Genomic DNA, 17,690 nt, shown 5'->3' with positions numbered 1-17,690 from the left:
TGATCGTCGTCGATCCGTGCCTGTTCCTATCAGGCCGCTGAGCGGGCGCTCAGCGCGGGGGCTGTCCGTTGCCGCCGGCGGCCTGGTGGCGGTCAGTGCCGGTGGGGGGCCTCCAGGCGGATCACCACGGACTTGGAGGCGGGGGTGTTGCTGGTGTCGGCGGTGTGGTCGAGCGGGATGAGGACGTTGGTCTCGGGGTAGTAGGCGGCCGCGCAGCCGCGGGCGGTGGGGTAGTGCACGACGCGGAAGCCGGGCGCCCGCCGCTCGCTGCCGTCGGTCCATTCGCTGACGAGGTCGGTGTAGTCCCCGTCGGCCAGGCCCCGTTCGAGGGCGTCGTCGGGGTGCAGGAGCACCACGCGGCGGCCGTTCTTGATGCCGCGGTAGCGGTCGTCCAGGCCGTAGACGGTGGTGTTGTACTGGTCGTGGGAGCGCAGCGTCTGCAGCAGCAGCCGTCCTTCGGGGGCGGTGGGGTAGGAGACGGGCGCGGCGGTGAAGTTGGCCTTGCCGGTGGCGGTGGGAAAGCTGCGGCTGTCCCTGGGGGCGTGCGGCAGGGCGAAGCCTCCGGGGCGGGCGACCTTGGTGTTGAAGTCCTCGAAGCCCGGGATGACATGGGCGATCCGGTCGCGGATCGCCGCGTAGTCCTTCTCGAACTTCTCCCACGGGGTGCGGCTGGCGTCGCCGAGGACGCGGCGGGCCAGGCGGGCGACGATGGCCGGCTCCGACAGCAGGTGGGAGCTCGCGGGCGCCAGGCGGCCGCGGGAGGCGTGCACCATGCCCATGGAGTCCTCGACGGTCACGAACTGCTCGCCGCTCTCCTGCAGATCGCGTTCGGTGCGGCCCAGGGTCGGCAGGATCAGCGCGCGGGCGCCGGTGATCACGTGCGAGCGGTTGAGCTTGGTGGAGACGTGGACGGTCAGCCGGGCGCGGCGCATCGCGGCCTCGGTGACGTCCGTATCGGGCGTCGCGGCGACGAAGTTGCCGCCCATCGCGAAGAACACCTTGGCCCGGCCGTCGCGCAGCGCACGGATGGCGCGGACGACGTCGAGGCCGTGCTCCCGGGGCGGCGCGAAGCCGAACTCCTTCTCCAGGGCGTCGAGGAAGGCGGGTGCGGGCCGCTCGAAGATGCCCATGGTGCGGTCGCCCTGGACGTTGCTGTGGCCGCGTACGGGGCACACGCCGGCTCCGGGGCGGCCGATGTTGCCGCGCAGCAGAAGGAAGTTGACGACCTCCTGGATGGTGGGGACGGAGTGCTTGTGCTGGGTCAGGCCCATCGCCCAGCACACGATCGTGCGCTCGGAGGCCAGGACCATGGCCAGCGCGCGCTCGATCTCCTCGCGGGTCAGGCCGGTGGCCCGCAGCGTCTCGTCCCAGTCGTCGTCGGCCCGCGCCAGCGACGCGAACTCCTCGAAGCCGTGGGTGTGTTCGCGGACGAAGTCCTCGTCGACGGCGCCGTCGGCGGCCAGGACGAGGCGGTTGAGGGCGCGGAAGAGCGCCTGGTCGCCGCCGAGGCGCACCTGGAGGAACAGGTCGGTCAGGGCGGTGCCGCCGCCCGCCAGGCCGCGGGGGGTCTGGGGGTTCTTGAAGCGCTCCAGTCCGGCTTCGGGCAGCGGATTGATCGAGATGATCTTTGTGCCGCCGGCCTTGGCCTTCTCCAGGGCGGTGAGCATCCGGGGGTGGTTGGTGCCCGGGTTCTGGCCGGCGACGATGATCAGGTCGGCCTTGTAGAGGTCCTCCAGCAGCACGCTGCCCTTGCCGATGCCGATGGTCTCCGTCAGGGCGGAGCCGGACGACTCGTGGCACATGTTGGAGCAGTCGGGGAGGTTGTTGGTGCCGAACTCGCGGGCGAAGAGCTGGTAGAGGAAGGCGGCCTCGTTGCTGGTGCGCCCGGAGGTGTAGAAGACGGCCTCGTCGGGGGAGTCCAGGGCGGTCAGTTCCTCGCCGATGAGGTCGAAGGCCCGCTCCCAGGGGACGGGGACGTAGTGGTCGGCGCCCTCGGCCAGGTACATGGGGTGGGTGAGGCGGCCCTGCTGGCCGAGCCAGTAGCCGCTGCGGGTGGCGAGGTCGGTGACGGGGTGTGCGGCGAAGAAGTCCGGGGTGACGCGGCGCAGGGTGGCCTCTTCGGCGACGGCCTTGGCGCCGTTCTCGCAGAACTCGGCGGCGTGGGTCTTGTCGGGCTCGGGCCAGGCGCAGCCGGGGCAGTCGAAGCCGTCGGGCTGGTTGACGCGCAGGAGGGTCAGGGCGGTGCGGCGCACGCCCATCTGCTGCTGGGAGATCCGCAGGGCGTGGGTGATGGCGGGCAGGCCGACGGCGGAGTGCTGGGGTTCGCTGACCTTGGGTGCGTCCTGGACGGGGTCCGACGCGGGCGGCTTGCCTGCCATGGCGCTCTCCCTTGAGCCGTGAGCTGGTGCTCGCTCCGCCCTGGCGGCGGATCGTTGCGGTACGCATCAGATCCTGTCACGGACCGGGGTCGGCGGTGTAGGGGCGATCGCGGGCGGTGCGGGGCGGTGTTTCGCGGTGCGGGGCGGGCGGTGTGCGGCGGGGGCCGGACCGCCGCGGCGGGGATTGTCAGTGGGGCGTGGCAGGATCGGGGGCGTGGCAGCAAAGGCAGCGAAGAAGAGCGAAGCGACCGGCACCGAGGCGGCGGCGGGCGGTCGTCCCCGCCTGCTTCTGATGGACGGGCATTCCATGGCATATCGGGCGTTCTTCGCCCTGCCCGTGGAGAATTTCACGACCGTCACGGGACAACCGACCAATGCGATCTACGGCTTCGCGTCGATGCTCGCGAACACTCTGCGCGACGAGGCGCCCACGCACTTCGCGGTGGCGTTCGACGTCTCGCGCAAGACCTGGCGGTCGGCGGAGTTCGCGGACTACAAGGCGAACCGTTCCAAGACGCCCGACGAGTTCAAGGGCCAGGTCGAGCTGATCGGCGAGCTGCTCGACGCGATGCACGTCAAGCGCTTCGCCGTGGAGGGGTTCGAGGCCGACGACGTGATCGCCACGCTCACGGAGCAGGCCACCGCGCAGGGCTTCGAGGTCTCGATCGTCACCGGCGACCGCGACGCCTTCCAGCTGGTCTCCGACGACGTCACGGTCCTCTACCCCACCAAGGGCGTCTCGGAGCTGACCCGCTTCACCCCGGAGAAGGTCTTCGAGAAGTACGGCCTGACCCCCGCCCAGTACCCGGACTTCGCCGCGCTGCGCGGCGACCCGTCCGACAACCTCCCCGGCATCCCGGGCGTCGGCGAGAAGACCGCCACGAAGTGGATCAACCAGTTCGGTTCGTTCGCGGAGCTGGTGGAGCGCGCCGAGGAGGTCAAGGGCAAGGCGGGCGTCAACTTCCGTGAGCACCTGGAGGCGGTGAAGCTCAACCGCCGGCTGACCGAGATGGTGCGCGACGTCGAGCTGCCCTGCGGTCCCCTGGAGCTGGTCCGCGAGGCCTACGACCGCGAGGCGCTCACGGTCTTCCTCAACGCCCTGGAGATCCGCAACCAGGGCCTGCGCGACCGGCTGCACGCCGTCGACCCGGGTGCCGCCGAGGCCGCCGAGGAGGCCGCCCCGGCCGCCGGCGTCGAGGTGGACGGCACGGTCCTGGGCACCGGCGAACTCGCCGGTTGGCTGGCCGAGCACGCCACGGGCCCGCTGGGTGTGGCCACCGTCGACGTCTGGAGCCTGGGCAGCGGCAGCGTCGCCGAGGTGGCGCTGGCCACCGCCGGCGGCCCGGCCGCCTGGTTCGACCCCGCCCAGCTCGACGAGGCCGATGAGCGGGCCTTCGCCGCCTGGAGCGCGGACGCGGCCCGCCCCAAGGTGATGCACAACGCCAAGGGCCTGATGCGGGTCTTCGGCGAGCACGGCTGGCGCATCGACGGCGTCACGATGGACACCGCGCTGGCCGCCTATCTGGTCAAGCCCGGCCGTCGCTCCTTCGCTCTGGACGCCCTGTCCATCGAGTATCTGGGGCGCGATCTCGCCCCGGCGGCCGCCGGCGACGGGCAGCTGGCGTTCGGCGCGGACGAGGAGGCCGAGGCGGACGCCCTGATGGGGCAGGCGCGGACGGTCCTCGACCTGGGCGTGGCGTTCGAGGCGAAGCTGGCGGAGGTCGGTGCGGCCGAGCTGCTGCGCGATGTGGAGCTGCCGACCAGCGAGCTGCTGGCCCGGATGGAGCGGGCCGGTATCGCTGCCGACCGGGGCTGGCTGGAGCGCATGGAGCAGCAGTTCGCCGGCGCCGTGCAGCAGGCGGTGAAGGAGGCGCATGCCGCCGCGGGCCATGAGTTCAACCTGGGCTCGCCCAAGCAGCTGCAGGAGGTCCTCTTCGGCGAGCTGGGTCTGCCCAAGACGAAGAAGACCAAGACCGGCTACACCACCGACGCCGACGCCCTGGCCTGGCTGGCTTCGCAGACCGAGAACGAACTCCCGGTGATCATGCTCCGCCATCGTGAGCAGGCCAAGCTGCGCACGACGGTCGAGGGGTTGATCAAGACCATCGCCGCGGACGGCCGGATCCACACCACCTTCAACCAGACCGTGGCCGCGACCGGCCGGCTGTCGTCCACGGACCCCAATCTGCAGAACATCCCGGTGCGTACGGACGAGGGTCGGGCGATCCGCCGCGGCTTCGTCGTCGGCGAGGGCTTCGAGTCCCTGCTGACGGCCGACTACAGCCAGATCGAGCTGCGGGTGATGGCCCATCTCTCCGAGGACGAGGGCCTGATCGAGGCCTTCACCTCCGGCGAGGACCTGCACACCACCGTCGCCTCCCATGTCTTCTCGGTCGCCACGGACCAGGTCGACGCGGAGATGCGCCGCAAGATCAAGGCGATGTCCTACGGCCTGGCGTACGGCCTGTCGGCCTTCGGCCTCGCCCAGCAGCTGGGCATCCAGCCCGATGAGGCCCGCAAGCTGATGGACAACTACTTCGAGCGGTTCGGCGGGGTGCGCGACTACCTCCGCCGCGTCGTGGAGGAGGCCCGCGCCACCGGCTATACGGAGACGATGCTCGGTCGCCGCCGCTATCTGCCCGACCTCAACAGCGACAACCGCCAGCGCCGCGAGATGGCCGAGCGGATGGCGCTGAACGCCCCGATCCAGGGCACCGCCGCCGATATCGTCAAGATCGCGATGCTGCGGGTCGACGCCGCGCTGCGGGCGGCGCAGCTCCGGTCCCGGATGCTGCTCCAGGTCCATGACGAAATCGTCGTCGAGGTGGCCCCCGGCGAACGCGAGAAGCTCGAGGAGCTGGTCCGCCGGGAGATGGCCGCGGCGGTCGAACTGCGCGCCCCGCTGGACGTCTCGGTCGGCTCGGGCAAGGACTGGGAGTCGGCGGCGCACTGACCCGCCACGGGGGCCGGAACAGCTCCGGCCCCCGCCCGGGCCCGCCCTCGCGCCGGGCCCACGGCTCAGCCGCGGACCCGCGCGGCCCGGTCGGACACGCCCTCGCGCTCGGCCGCGTCCGGCCGCACCCGGTGTGCCCGCCGCTGCAGCAGCCGTACGGCCACGGCGTACAGCGGTAGCCCCAGAGTGAGGCCCGCGCCGGCGCCGAAGAGCACGGTCGGGATGTAGTCCGGCCAGGTCGCGGCGTCGCCGTAGACGGCGTGCGCCCGCAGGGTCCGGTGTGTCGCGCCGACCAAAACGCACAGGGCGAGCGGTGCGGTCAGCAGCAGCCGCAGCCGTACGGTCAGGTGGGGCACGGCGCCCGGGTCGGGCACCGCGGCCACGGCGCCCGCGGGCCCGCCCGTGGCCCGCAGCGCCGACCACCCGAACCACGCCATGGCCACCAGCGCCAGCGCCGAGGTGCCGTACTGCACATACGTCGCCACCGGCAGACCGCCCACGGTGTCGTTCAGAGCGGGTATCAGGCGGGTGCCCCAGCGGCCCGGGTGGGTGAAGGCGTCCCATACGACATGGGACGCCGATCCGAGCACCGCCGAGACGATGAACCACCCCACCAGCGCGGCGAGTTCGCGGGGCCCGCGCGGTCGCCAGGGGCGGCCCCGCAGCAATGTGTGCATCCGGCCCCGCCAGGCCCGGGGCAGCAGCGCCAGCGCCGGCTCGCGCAGCAGCAGCCAGCCGCCGACCAGCCCCGCGGTGACCAGGACGTCCACCGTCAGCACACCGGGCAGCGAGTGGGTGGCGTCACCGAACTCCATGGCGCCCGGCACCACGGTGTCCGCGTAGTACGTCATGTCCGGCGCGAAAGACCCCGCGACGAGCGCCGAGGAGACCAGCGGGCCACGGGCCGCGCCGGTCCGCCGGATAGCCGGGAGCACGGCGGCGGCATGGCTGAGCGTGAACGGCATGAGCATCTCCTTGAACGATTCGGATCATTATGTGTCCGATGACGGTGGTAGATGCCGGGCCCGAGTTGTCGTAGTGTCGCCTGAGTTGACGCGCCGGGGGGCGCGGTACCGCGTCGGTGACGCGGGTCGGGCACAGCGGAGGGGACCACGTATGGCAGCCACATTCCGACGGCGGCTCGGCCGGGGAGCGGCCTCGACGGCCGTGGCGGCCCTGGTGTGCGCCGCCCTGACGGCCTCTCAGGCGCCGGCCGCCACCGAGAGCGCGGCCGCCGGGGAGAGGGAGCCGGCCCCGCCTCCGGCCGACACCCCCATCGACGGCGGCTCGGCGTACTACACCGACCTGCCGCCCCTCAAAAGCCCGGTACCGCCGAGCGGTTCGCAGCACCCCAAGGGCGGTCCCGTCGTCACCGGCCCCGCCCAGGCCGGCATCCCCGCCACCGTTCTGGCCGCGTACAAGAAGGCCGAGTCCCGGATCGGCGGGTCCGATCCGGGCTGCCGCCTGCCCTGGCAACTGCTCGCCGGCATCGGCAAGGTCGAATCCGGCCAGGCGCGCGGCGGAGCGGTCGACGCCGAGGGCACCACCCTCCAGCCGATCCTCGGCCCGCAGCTCAACGGCCACGGCTTCGCGCGGATCACCGACACCGACGGCGGCCGCTACGACGGCGACCTCACCCATGACCGTGCCGTCGGGCCGATGCAGTTCATCCCCTCCACCTGGTCCGGCGGCGGCCCCGACGGCACCGGTTGGGGTGCCGACGGCAACGGCGACGGCAAGAAGGACCCCAACAACGTCTTCGACGCGGCGCTCGCCGCCGGCCGGTACCTGTGCGCCGCCGGCCGCGACCTGTCGACCCGGCAGGACGTCGACCGCGCGATCCTCGGCTACAACAACTCCGAGGAGTATCTGCGGACGGTGCTGTCCTGGTACGCGTTCTACCGCACCGGCACCCACGAGGTGCCGGACGGCAAGGGCGTACTCCCCGTCCAACGGGGCGGCGGCAACGGCGGGCACGGCGGCGGCCGGACCGAAGGCGGTACCGGCAAGGGCCACGGCCGGGGCGCCGGCGCCGGCCACCACCCCGCCGAACCGAAGCCGCACGGCCCCGCCGAGCCCAAGCCGGGCAAGCCCGCCGAGCCCAAGCCGGGCAAGCCCGCCGAGCCCAAGCCGGGCAAGCCCGCCGAGCCCAAGCCGGGCAAGCCCGCCGAGCCGAAGCCGGGCAAGCCCGCCGAGCCCGGCGGCACCGACCCCGCACCGGGCGGCAAGGACCCCCAGAAGCCCACCCCCAAGCCGCCCACCGAGCCCGCCCCGCTCACCGCCCTGGTGCGGGTGGGCGACAAGGACGTGAGCGCCACCGCGGGCGGCGACTTCGCCGCGTCGCCGCGGGTGCGGGCCGAGGACGCGACGGGCAAGCCGGTCGCCGGCGCCCCCGTCCGCTTCACCCTCCCCGCGCCCTCCGGTGCCCGCTTCCCCGACGGCGCGACCGCCGTCACCGTCACCACCGGCAAGGACGGTCTGGCCACCGCGCCCACGCTGCACGCGGGCGACAAGACGGGCGCCTTCACCATCCGGGCGACGGCCGTCGGCCGCACCGTGCCCGCCGTCGCCTTCGATGCCACCGTCAAGGCCGCGCCGGCGCCGAAGGCCGACAAGCTCGTGCGCACCTCGGACAAGGAGCTGACGACGACCGCCGGCCAGGCGTTCGCGGCCGGCGCGGTCGAGATCAAGGCGACGTACCAGGGCAAGTTCGCGGCGGGGGTGCCGGTCACCGCGACCATGGTCACCGACGACCCGGACAAGCCCGTGGAGAACGACAAGGGCCCCTACTTCGAGGACCCCGAGGCCACCGGCGCCGACAAGGGCAAGCCGGTCCGCACCCGCACCGGGCTCACCACGGACGCCGACGGCCTGCTGAAGCTCCCGAAGATCTGCACCGACACCCGCACCGGGACGTTCCTGCTCCGGCTGACCACCGCGGACGGTGCCGTACTCACCGTCGAGCTCAAGGTCACCGCACCGGACCGCGCATAGGCCCCGTGGACCGGGCCGGCAACCGTCCGGTCCTGCGCCGCCGTTCCGCCCTCCGTCCAGGGCGGGACGGCGGCGCGCCACGTCCTCGGGTGAAACGTGTTCTCATCTCGGCCGCCCGTTGCTACGGTGCCCCCGCCCTGACGCCGTCGAGGATCCGGGGATCCCTCCCCGGACACGCACCGCATCCCGGGAGGCCGGCCATGCGCGCCCTGACAGCAGCCGCGATCGGACTGGCCGCGGCGCTCGCTCTCCTCTTCACCCTCACGGCGATCGGCGCGCCCAGCGGCACGACCTCCCCCAAGCCGCTGCTGACCACCGTCCCCGAGCACCCCTGAGGGAGGGACGCCGCCGTCATGCGCCGCACCGCCAGCCTGGTACTGCTCGCCTTCGCCGTCTTCTTCACCGCCCTGTCCCCGCTGATGCGGTGGTACGCCTTCCCGCGGCTCGCCAAGATCCCGCCCAGCCAGTACCAGGACATGGTCCTGGAGGCCAGGCCCGCCACCCTCATCGACTACGGCACGATGAAGGCCGAGCGGGTCCCCAAGGTCACCATCGTCCAGACCCTCAAGGGCGACGTCGCCGCCTCCGACCGCATCGAGAAGACCGCCGGCCGCGACGTCGTCGTCTGGGACGCGCTGTCCTATGTCGCCGGCCCCGACGGCAAGATGGTCTCCCAGATCCCCGAGCGCTACATCTTCGACGCCCACTCCCAGGAACCCGTGCACGCCACCGGGGAGATGGTCGACGGCGACCCGGTGCGCCGTAACGGCATCGAGTACAAGTGGCCGTTCCTCACCGAGCAGCGCGACTACACCTACTTCGACGCCCAGACCCGCACCTCCGCGCCCATCCACTACAAGGGCACCCGCACCTTCCGCGGCCTGGAGGTCTACTACTTCGAGCAGACCATCCCCTGGACGAAGGTCGCGCTCCCCAAGAAGATGCCGGTCAAGGGCATCACCCCGCAGGCCGTCGCGAAGATGGGCACCACCCGCTGGTACAGCACCAAGCGGATGTTCTGGGTCGACCCGGTCACCGGCGCACCGGTCAACGGCGAGGAGATCCACAAGGAGGAACTGCGCGGCGGCGATCTGCTGCCCGGCGGCGGCAGGGTCACCGCCTTCGCCGGCCATGTGAAGATGCGCGCCGACTACGTCGACTCCACCGTCGCCCTGGTGACGTCCCAGCGCACCCTCGTCCTGCTGCTGACCAGCTACCTGCCCTGGGGATTCGTGGTCCTGGGCGCGGCACTGCTCGCCCTGAGCCTGCATCTTGAGGCCCGCGGCCGGCGACCCGGCGCCGGACCCGCCGCCACCGGCCGTGCGGCCCCCGACACGCCCGAGGCTCCGCTCAGCCCCGCTTGAGCCGCGCCGTGGTGTGCCGGGTCGGCTGTGCGGTCGTCGGGTCCTCCGGCCACGGGTGCTTGGGATAGCGGCCGCGCAACTCGGCGCGCACGGAGCGGTATCCGTCCTTCCAGAAGGAGGCGAGATCGGCGGTGACGGCGGCCGGGCGCCCCGCGGGGGAGAGCAGATGCACCAGTACGGGCACCCGCCCGCCGGCCACCCGCGGCGACTCCTGCCAGCCGAACAGTTCCTGCAGCTTCACGGCCAGCACGGGCTGCTCGCCGCCGTAGTCCACCCGTACCCGCGAACCGCTCGGCACCTCGATCCGCTCCGGCGCCAGCTCGTCGAAGCGGGCCGCGTCGCCACTCGCCCAGGGCAGCAGCCGGGCCAGCGCCTGCCCCGCGTCGATCCGCTCCAGATCGGCCCGCCGCCGTGCCCGCCCGACTTCGACCCCGAGCCAGTCCTCGACCCGCTCCAGCAGCGCCGCGTCCGACACGTCGGGCCACGGCGCCCCCAACTCCCGGTGCACGAACGCCATCCGCTGCCGCAGCGAGGCCGCGCCGGGCGACCACCGCAGCAGACCGAGCCCCTCTCGCCGCAGCCCCGCCACCACCGCGTCCCGCAGCAGTTCCGCACCGGGTGCGGTCAGCGGCCGCGACACCAGCTCGATCGCGCCGAGCCGGGTCACCCGCCGGGCCACCACGTCCCCGTCCGACCAGTGCACCTCCTCGCCCGAGGAGTACAGCGCCCGCGCCGCCGCACGCGCGGTCCCCTCGTCGATCACCGCCGCCAGCTGCACCCGAGCCGACACCGCCGCCACCGGCCGGTCCGCCACCGCGACGGCCAGCCACGCCGCATCCCGCAGCCGGGAACCGCCCCGGCCGGCCCGCGGACCCGACCCCGCACCCGCCAGCTCGGCACCGGTCCCGGACGCCATGAGATAGCTCCCGGCACCGCGGGCCCGTGCCACCCGCTCGGGGAACGCCAGCGCGGCGATCAGACCGGCGACCGCGTCGTCGGATGTCGGCGCACCGGCGCCGCCGCCCCCGCTCGTTGCCGCACCGGCGCCGGCCGCCCCGCCCGTCCCCGGCTCCGCGCCCGCCGACGCCAGCCGCCGCGCCTCCTGCCGCCACCGGGCGGCGTACGCGTCGCCGCCCCGCCGCGCGGTGCGCCACGCCTCCGCCAGATCGTCCCCGTACGCCCGCGGCGGCTCCTCGCTCAGCAGCGCCACCACCTCCGCGGCGCGCCGTACGCCCACCTCGGGCGCTCCGTCCAGCAGGGCGCGCGCAAGCCGGGGATGCAGTCCGACCCGCGCCATCCGGGTGCCCCGCTCCGTCGCCCGGCCGTCCTCGTCCACCGCGCCGATCGCCGTCAGCACCTCCCGCGCCGCGGCCAGCGCCCCGGCCGGCGGCGCGTCGAGCAGCGCCAGACCACTCGCCGCCGGATCGCCCCAGCAGGCCGCCTGCAAGGCGAACGCGGTCAGATCGGCCACCTTGATCTCCGGCTCGGGGAACGCCGGCAGCCGCCCGTCCTCGCCCTGCGACCAGCAGCGGTAGACCACACCGGGCGCCTCGCGCCCCGCCCGGCCGGCCCGCTGGCGGGCCGCCGCCCGGGAGGCCCGTACGGTCGCCAGCGCGCTCAGCCCGCGTGCGTGATCCATCCGCGGCACCCGCGCCAGCCCGCTGTCCACCACCACCCGTACACCCGGCACGGTCAGGCTGGACTCCGCCACGGAGGTCGCCAGCACCACCCGGCGCCCGCCGTCACCACCCGCCAGCACCGCGTCCTGCACCTCGGCCGGCGCCCGCCCGTGCACCTGCAGCACCTCGGCGTCCACCCCGGCCAGCTCCCCGGCGACCCGCCCGATCTCCCCGACACCGGGCAGAAAGCACAGCACGTCACCCGACCGCTCGCGCAGCGCCCGCCGCACCACGCCCGCCACATGCGTCAGCAGCGCCGGATCCACCCGCATCCCGTGCGCCGGCCGCACCGGCCGCTCCGGTGGCGCCCACACCGCCTCCACGGGGTGCGACACGCCCGCCGCCTCGACCACCGGCGCCGCCCCCTGGGAGCCCCCCAACAAACGGGCCCACCCCTCGGCGTCCGTCGTCGCCGACGCGGCCACCAGCCGCAGCTCGGGCCGCAGCGTCTCGCGTACGTCCAGGAGGAAGGCCGCACAGGTGTCGGCGTCCAGATGCCGCTCGTGGCACTCGTCGAGCACCACGACATCGACCCCGGCCAGCTCCGGATCACGCTGCAGCCGCTGCAGCAGCACACCGGTGGTCACCACCTCCACACACGTACGCGGCCCGGCCCGCCGCTCACCACGCACCGTGAATCCGACCTGGTCACCGGCCTTCTCGCCCAGCAGCCAGGCCATCCGCCGCGCCGCGGCCCGGGCCGCGATCCGCCGCGGCTCGGCGACCAGCACCCGCCGCCGGGGCCCCGCGCCGGTCAGGCCCGCGAGCTCCAGCGGCACCAGCGTCGTCTTGCCGGTGCCCGGCGGGGCGCACAGCACCGCCGCACCGGCCTCCTCCAGGGCGGCGCGCAGCGCGGGCAGCGCGGTACGTACGGGCAGCTGGGCAAGGGCGTCACGGGCGATCACGCCCCCAGTCTGCCGCCCCGGCCTCCCGCGCCGGCCCGGGTGCCCCCGTTACCCCTCCGCCACGCACACGAAGATCGCCGTCCCCGGGATCAGGTGCCCGCGCAGCGGCGACCAGCCTCCCCACTCCTGGGTGTTGCCCTCCGGCCATTCCGGCTCGACGAGGTCCACCAGCCGGAACCCGCCCGCCACCACGTCCCGCACCCGGTCGCCCAGCGTCCGGTGGTGCTCGACGTACACCGCCCGGCCGGTCTCGTCCTGCTCCACGTACGGCGTGCGGTCGAAGTACGAGGCCGCCACCGACAGCCCCTCGGGCCCCGGCTCGTCGGGGAAGGCCCAGCGGATGGGGTGCGTGACGGAGAAGACGAACCGGCCGCCGGGCCGCAGCACCCGCCGTACCTCGCGCAGCACCCGCACCGGATCGGCGACGAACGGCAGCGCGCCGTACGCGGAACAGGCCAGGTCGAAGCTGCCGTCACGGAACGGCAGCGCCCCGGCGTCCGCCTCCACCAGCGCGGTGGCGTCGTCGTCCGTGGCCTCGGCGATCCGCAGTGCGTGCTGCAGTTGCCGATGGGAGAGGTCGAGCGCCACCGGGCGCGCGCCCTGCGCCGCCAGCCAGCGGGAGCACTGCGCGGCGCCGGCCCCGACCTCCAGGACCCGCTGCCCCTTCAGTCCCTCGGCCGGCCCCAGCAGCCCGGCGTCCGCCTCGTCGAGCCCCTCGGGGCCCCAGACGAACCGGTCGTCCCCGAGGAACGCTCCGTGCTCGCTCTGATACTCGTCCGCGTTGCGGTCCCACCAGCCACGATTGGCGCGGCTGCTCTCGGTGTCCGAGGCGTCGCGGCGGGTCGCCTCCGGCTCGTGCTCTTGGTTCATCGCGCCCGTCGTCGTAGTCTTCGCTCTGCTTGTAGCTGCAGGGACTGTGAGGCCGTTCGACCTCGCGGAACACCGCGCGTGCCGTTTATGGGGCGTTCTGTCCCGGGTGTGCGCGTTCGCGCATTGACCGCGTCCGGCTGCCCCCGTATGCTACAAGTTGCGCTGCGGGCCTGCGCGCCTCAGACGGAGCAGGCCGCGCTCGCATCTGTATGTACCCCTCGGTTTTGAGGCGTTCCGGATCGTTCCCGGTGCTCTGGCACTCGTGGTCCTCCGAAAAGAGCGTCTCCGACACTGTCCGGCTTATGCAGAGGCGATACGGGCTCTCGGCGTAGCAGTACCTACGACTTCAATGTCCGTACCGGAGCCCTTTCCCACATGACGAGCAGCACCGAGACCACCGCCACCACCCCGCAGGTTGCGGTCAACGACATCGGTAACGAGGAAGCCTTCCTCGCCGCGATCGACGAGACGATCAAGTACTTCAACGACGGCGACATCGTCGACGGCGTCATCGTGAAGGTCGACCGGGACGAGGTCCTGCTCGACATCGGTTACAAGACCGAAGGCGTCATCCCGAGCCGCGAGCTCTCGATCAAGCACGACGTCGACCCCAACGAGGTCGTCGCCGTCGGTGACGAGATCGAAGCCCTTGTTCTCCAGAAGGAGGACAAGGAAGGCCGCCTGATCCTCTCGAAGAAGCGCGCCCAGTACGAGCGTGCCTGGGGCACCATCGAGAAGATCAAGGAAGAGGACGGCATCGTCACCGGTACCGTCATCGAGGTCGTCAAGGGTGGTCTCATCCTCGACATCGGCCTCCGTGGCTTCCTCCCGGCCTCCCTGGTCGAGATGCGCCGCGTCCGCGACCTTCAGCCCTACGTGGGCAAGGAGCTCGAGGCCAAGATCATCGAGCTGGACAAGAACCGCAACAACGTGGTCCTGTCCCGCCGTGCCTGGCTGGAGCAGACCCAGAGCGAGGTCCGCCAGACCTTCCTCACCACCCTCCAGAAGGGTCAGGTGCGCTCCGGCGTCGTCTCCTCCATCGTCAACTTCGGTGCCTTCGTGGACCTGGGTGGCGTCGACGGTCTCGTCCACGTCTCCGAGCTGTCCTGGAAGCACATCGACCACCCGTCCGAGGTCGTCGAGGTCGGCCAGGAGGTCACGGTCGAGGTCCTGGACGTCGACATGGACCGCGAGCGCGTGTCCCTGTCGCTCAAGGCGACCCAGGAAGACCCGTGGCAGCAGTTCGCCCGGACCCACCAGATCGGTCAGGTCGTCCCGGGTAAGGTCACCAAGCTCGTTCCCTTCGGTGCGTTCGTGCGCGTCGACGAGGGCATCGAGGGCCTGGTCCACATCTCCGAGCTGGCCGAGCGCCACGTCGAGATCCCGGAGCAGGTCGTCCAGGTCAACGACGAGATCTTCGTCAAGGTCATCGACATCGACCTCGAGCGCCGCCGCATCAGCCTCTCGCTGAAGCAGGCCAACGAGTCCTTCGGTGCCGACCCGTCGGCGGTCGAGTTCGACCCGACCCTGTACGGCATGGCCGCGTCCTACGACGACCAGGGCAACTACATCTACCCCGAGGGCTTCGACCCCGAGACCAACGACTGGCTCGAGGGCTACGAGACCCAGCGCGAGGCGTGGGAGAACCAGTACGCCGAGGCGCAGCAGCGCTTCGAGCAGCACCAGGCCCAGGTCATCAAGTCGCGCGAGGCCGACGAGCAGGCTGCGGCCGAGGGTGCTGCGGCGCCGGCGGCGCAGGGTGGCGGCCAGGCCGGCGGCGGCAACGCCGGTGGCGGCGGCTCGTACTCCTCGGAGTCGGCGGACAACTCCGGCGCCCTGGCGTCGGACGAGGCGCTCGCCGCGCTCCGCGAGAAGCTGGCCGGCGGCCAGAGCTGAGCTTGCGCCGACAGGCGGCGGTTCGCCGCTGCTAGGCACTAGCCGATAGGCGAAGGCCCGTTCCCCTCCGGGGGAGCGGGCCTTCGTCGTGTGTGGGGGCGAGGCGAAGGTCGGGGCTGGGAGCTGGGGCCCAGGCCGGAGAGGGGGGCGGGCAGAGGCTGGGGTGCAGGTCAGCCCACTGGAATGCCCGGATTGGCGACGCCGCGGCCGCCGGTGACCGTGTTGTCGCCCGCGATGGTGACCGGGCAACCGGACGCGTCGTAATGGGTGATGTTGAAGCCGTAGCGGCCCGACCCGGTGGCACCGCTCAGGTCGGACTTGTTGCCGCGGAAGACCGTTCCGCAACCCCAGCCCGGCTGTTGGGAGTGGGTCTCATAGCCGTTGTTGCTGGTGTGCTTGCCGGTGTTGTTCTCGACGACGACCTTGTTGCCCTTGATGTCGACCCAGGAGTCGTCGAAGTGCGCGCCGGTCAGCCCACTGCCGTCGAACGAATTGCCGATGATCTTCGCACCGGTGGTGCCTTCCTTGATGTCGATGTTCTCGCCGCCGACACCGGGCCCGATGGTGTTGCCGAGGATCTGGACATTGTCGCTCTTGTCGTCGGTGCCGCCCGCGCTGCCGACGTAGACCCCCTCGCCCATGCCGCTGCCGTCCTTGCCGGTGTCACGGATGGTCGAGTTCTTGATGACGCCGTTCCTGCTGGACTTCCGGAAGTGCACGCCCTCCATGTCCAGGTCGCGCACGCCGACGGAGTCGATGACGACACCGTCCGAGGCGTCCATCATGATCCCTTTCTGCCCGCCGGTGACGGTGAGGCCCTCGACCGTCCAGTACGAGGCGCCGTTCAGGTGCAGCCCGTAGCCGCCGCTCGCGGTGAGCAGCGCCTTGGGCGAACCGGTGAGCGAAATCCGGGACGAGGAGGTGCCGGCGGCGGTGGTCTTGAAGTTGCCGCGGTACGTGCCGTCGGCGAGCTGAATCCGGTCACCCGGCTTCGCCCCGGCGAGCGCGTCCTTGAGCTGCGCGGCCGTCGAGACGTCGATCACTCGGGACGGGGAGGGGGAGACGGGGGCGCCTGCGGTGGCCGCGGTGACGGAAGTGGCCGACAAGGCCAGCGGGAGTAATGCGGCGGCGCCCAGGAGGACGGCGCGGGGGCCTATCGGGAGGAGAGGCGTGCGACGAGTGGGCATACAACATCCTTCGTGTATATGAACGTTGAGTTTGAGTGTGAACCGTTCTGTGGGGGTGAAGGTAGGGCTGGGGGTGGGGTGCGTCAAGACTTCAGGTGGTGGGGGGCGAGGGGTGAACTGCCCTCCCTCGTGGGGGTGTTGTATTCAGGTTCTTGAATTCGGGGTGGGAGGGGGCGACGGGGCGGTGGGCAGGTGCCAGGGGCATGTCGAACCGGGCTTCCGGGGGTGGCGCACGTCTGGAGGTGGGGCCGCGCCCGGTGGCGGGCGGGGTCTGCGCCTTGCGGTAAGGGACCCGCGCTCGGTGATGAGGGGGCCGGTGCCCGGCGGGGCGAAGAGTGTCCGGAAAGGGTAGGGGTCATATCCGTAGCCGGGAATGCTCGCGGTCGACCGCACGTTGGCGTTCATGAGAACGAGGAGGAGCGGTCACTGTGTTGGATCCCCAGAGTTTGTACACATGGGAGCCGAGCGGGCTCGCGGAGGTCGAGGCGATCGCCTCCAGGGACTCCGCGGGTCTCGTGCTGCTGTACCACTTCGACGGCTACATCGACGCCGGTGAGACGGGCGACCAGATCGTCCAGCGGCTGCTCGACGGCCTGCCGAACGAGGTCGTCGCCCGCTTCGACCACGATCGCCTCGTCGACTATCGCGCCCGGCGCCCGCTGCTGACCTTCGAGCGCAACCGCTGGACCGCCTATGAGACCCCGAGCATCGAGCTGCGGCTCGTGCGCGACACCACCGACGCGCCGTTCCTGCTGCTGTCCGGCCCCGAGCCGGACGTGGAGTGGGAGCGCTTCGCGGGTGCCGTGAAGGAGATCGTGGAGCGGCTCGGCGTGCGCCTCTCGGTGAACTTCCACGGCATCCCCATGGGCGTCCCGCACACCCGCCCGGTGGGCATCACCCCACACGGCAACCGCACGGATCTGATGCCGGGCCACGCCAGCTTCTTCGACGAGGCCCAGGTGCCCGGTAGCGCGGAGGCGTTGATCGAGTTCCGGCTGGCCGAGGCGGGGCACGACGTACTGGGCGTGGCGGCGCATGTGCCGCACTACATCGCCCGGTCCGCGTATCCGGACGCCGCGCTGACGGCCCTGGAGGCGGTGACGGCCGCGACCGGCCTGGTGCTCCCCGGGGCGGCGCATTCGCTGCGGACGGAGGCCCTGCGGACGCAGGAGGAGATCGAACGGCAGATCTCGGAGGGCGACGAGGAACTGGTCGCGCTGGTCAGCGGGCTGGAGCATCAGTACGACGCGGTGGCCGGCGCGGAGACCCGGGTGAATCTGGTGGCCGAGCCGGTCGACCTTCCGTCGGCCGACGAGATCGGGAGGGAGTTCGAACGCTTCCTTGCGGAGCGGGAGGGCGACGGCGGCGCCTGAGGGGGCCGCGCCTCAGCGGGGACCGGCACCTGAGCCAAGGGCGGTGCGTGAGGCGGGGCGTGGCCTGATGTGGGGCCGTGGCCTCCTGCGC

General features: G+C 72.3%; 11 protein-coding genes. 6 read left to right on the top strand and 5 right to left on the bottom strand.

The window, feature by feature from the left end:
- Positions 1-92 precede the first annotated feature (92 nt).
- A complete protein-coding gene (locus WAB15_RS11280; protein ID WP_399147646.1) occupies positions 93-2,378 on the bottom strand; it encodes an FdhF/YdeP family oxidoreductase in 2,286 nt (761 codons plus the stop codon).
- Positions 2,379-2,592: 214 nt separating this feature from the next.
- On the opposite strand from WAB15_RS11280, the gene polA reads away from it, so the two are divergent.
- On the top strand, positions 2,593-5,331 hold the full coding sequence (polA, locus tag WAB15_RS11275) for a DNA polymerase I (RefSeq protein WP_407286132.1): 2,739 nt from the start codon (positions 2,593-2,595) through the stop codon (positions 5,329-5,331).
- Positions 5,332-5,396: 65 nt separating this feature from the next.
- Here the strand turns inward: polA and WAB15_RS11270 are convergent, their stop codons facing one another.
- Positions 5,397-6,296: a DUF4184 family protein gene (locus WAB15_RS11270; RefSeq protein WP_407286131.1), complete on the bottom strand. Its 900-nt coding sequence runs from the start codon at positions 6,294-6,296 to the stop codon at positions 5,397-5,399.
- Positions 6,297-6,447: 151 nt separating this feature from the next.
- Between WAB15_RS11270 and WAB15_RS11265 the strand changes: the two genes are divergently transcribed.
- From WAB15_RS11265 to WAB15_RS11255, 3 genes are all read left to right on the top strand, one after another.
- Positions 6,448-8,325, top strand: coding sequence for a lytic transglycosylase (locus WAB15_RS11265; protein WP_407286130.1), 1,878 nt, complete (start codon positions 6,448-6,450; stop codon positions 8,323-8,325).
- Positions 8,326-8,525: 200 nt separating this feature from the next.
- Entirely contained in the window at positions 8,526-8,660 is a 135-nt protein-coding gene (locus WAB15_RS11260; protein WP_399147650.1) for an SPW_0924 family protein, read from the top strand.
- 18 nt (positions 8,661-8,678) lie between these two features.
- Positions 8,679-9,689 (top strand): DUF3068 domain-containing protein, encoded by a 1,011-nt coding sequence (locus WAB15_RS11255; RefSeq protein ID WP_399147651.1) that lies wholly within the window; start codon positions 8,679-8,681, stop codon positions 9,687-9,689.
- Here WAB15_RS11255 and hrpB read toward each other — a convergent pair.
- Positions 9,676-12,273: an ATP-dependent helicase HrpB gene (hrpB, locus tag WAB15_RS11250; RefSeq protein WP_407286129.1), complete on the bottom strand. Its 2,598-nt coding sequence runs from the start codon at positions 12,271-12,273 to the stop codon at positions 9,676-9,678. The two genes, WAB15_RS11255 and hrpB, sit on opposite strands and share 14 nt — an antisense overlap.
- Positions 12,274-12,321: 48 nt before the next feature.
- Entirely contained in the window at positions 12,322-13,143 is an 822-nt protein-coding gene (locus WAB15_RS11245) for a class I SAM-dependent methyltransferase (protein WP_407286128.1), read from the bottom strand.
- Positions 13,144-13,518: 375 nt separating this feature from the next.
- Here WAB15_RS11245 and rpsA point away from each other — a divergent pair, with 375 nt between their 5' ends.
- Positions 13,519-15,039 (top strand): 30S ribosomal protein S1, encoded by a 1,521-nt coding sequence (gene rpsA / locus WAB15_RS11240; protein ID WP_033271630.1) that lies wholly within the window; start codon positions 13,519-13,521, stop codon positions 15,037-15,039.
- Between the two features lie 170 nt (positions 15,040-15,209).
- Here the strand turns inward: rpsA and WAB15_RS11235 are convergent, their stop codons facing one another.
- A complete protein-coding gene (locus WAB15_RS11235; protein WP_407286127.1) occupies positions 15,210-16,226 on the bottom strand; it encodes a right-handed parallel beta-helix repeat-containing protein in 1,017 nt (338 codons plus the stop codon).
- A gap of 428 nt (positions 16,227-16,654) precedes the next feature.
- Here WAB15_RS11235 and WAB15_RS11230 point away from each other — a divergent pair, with 428 nt between their 5' ends.
- On the top strand, positions 16,655-17,599 hold the full coding sequence (locus WAB15_RS11230; RefSeq protein WP_399147655.1) for a PAC2 family protein: 945 nt from the start codon (positions 16,655-16,657) through the stop codon (positions 17,597-17,599).
- Positions 17,600-17,690 lie beyond the last annotated feature (91 nt).

Source organism: Streptomyces sirii (assembly GCF_045690365.1).
Classification (GTDB): Bacteria; Actinomycetota; Actinomycetes; order Streptomycetales; family Streptomycetaceae; genus Streptomyces; species Streptomyces sirii.
The sequence above is the reverse complement of the archived record's forward strand: the minus strand, read 5'-3'. Positions and strand labels throughout refer to the sequence as shown.

Coding starts and splice junctions, on each gene's coding strand:
- WAB15_RS11265 (WP_407286130.1), top strand. CDS start 6,448: ATGGCAGCCACATTCCGACGGCGGCTCGGCCGGGGAGCGGCCTCGACG.
- WAB15_RS11280 (WP_399147646.1), bottom strand. CDS start 2,378: ATGGCAGGCAAGCCGCCCGCGTCGGACCCCGTCCAGGACGCACCCAAG.
- WAB15_RS11260 (WP_399147650.1), top strand. CDS start 8,526: ATGCGCGCCCTGACAGCAGCCGCGATCGGACTGGCCGCGGCGCTCGCT.
- rpsA (WP_033271630.1), top strand. CDS start 13,519: ATGACGAGCAGCACCGAGACCACCGCCACCACCCCGCAGGTTGCGGTC.
- WAB15_RS11245 (WP_407286128.1), bottom strand. CDS start 13,143: ATGAACCAAGAGCACGAGCCGGAGGCGACCCGCCGCGACGCCTCGGAC.
- WAB15_RS11270 (WP_407286131.1), bottom strand. CDS start 6,296: ATGCCGTTCACGCTCAGCCATGCCGCCGCCGTGCTCCCGGCTATCCGG.
- WAB15_RS11235 (WP_407286127.1), bottom strand. CDS start 16,226: ATGCCCACTCGTCGCACGCCTCTCCTCCCGATAGGCCCCCGCGCCGTC.
- WAB15_RS11255 (WP_399147651.1), top strand. CDS start 8,679: ATGCGCCGCACCGCCAGCCTGGTACTGCTCGCCTTCGCCGTCTTCTTC.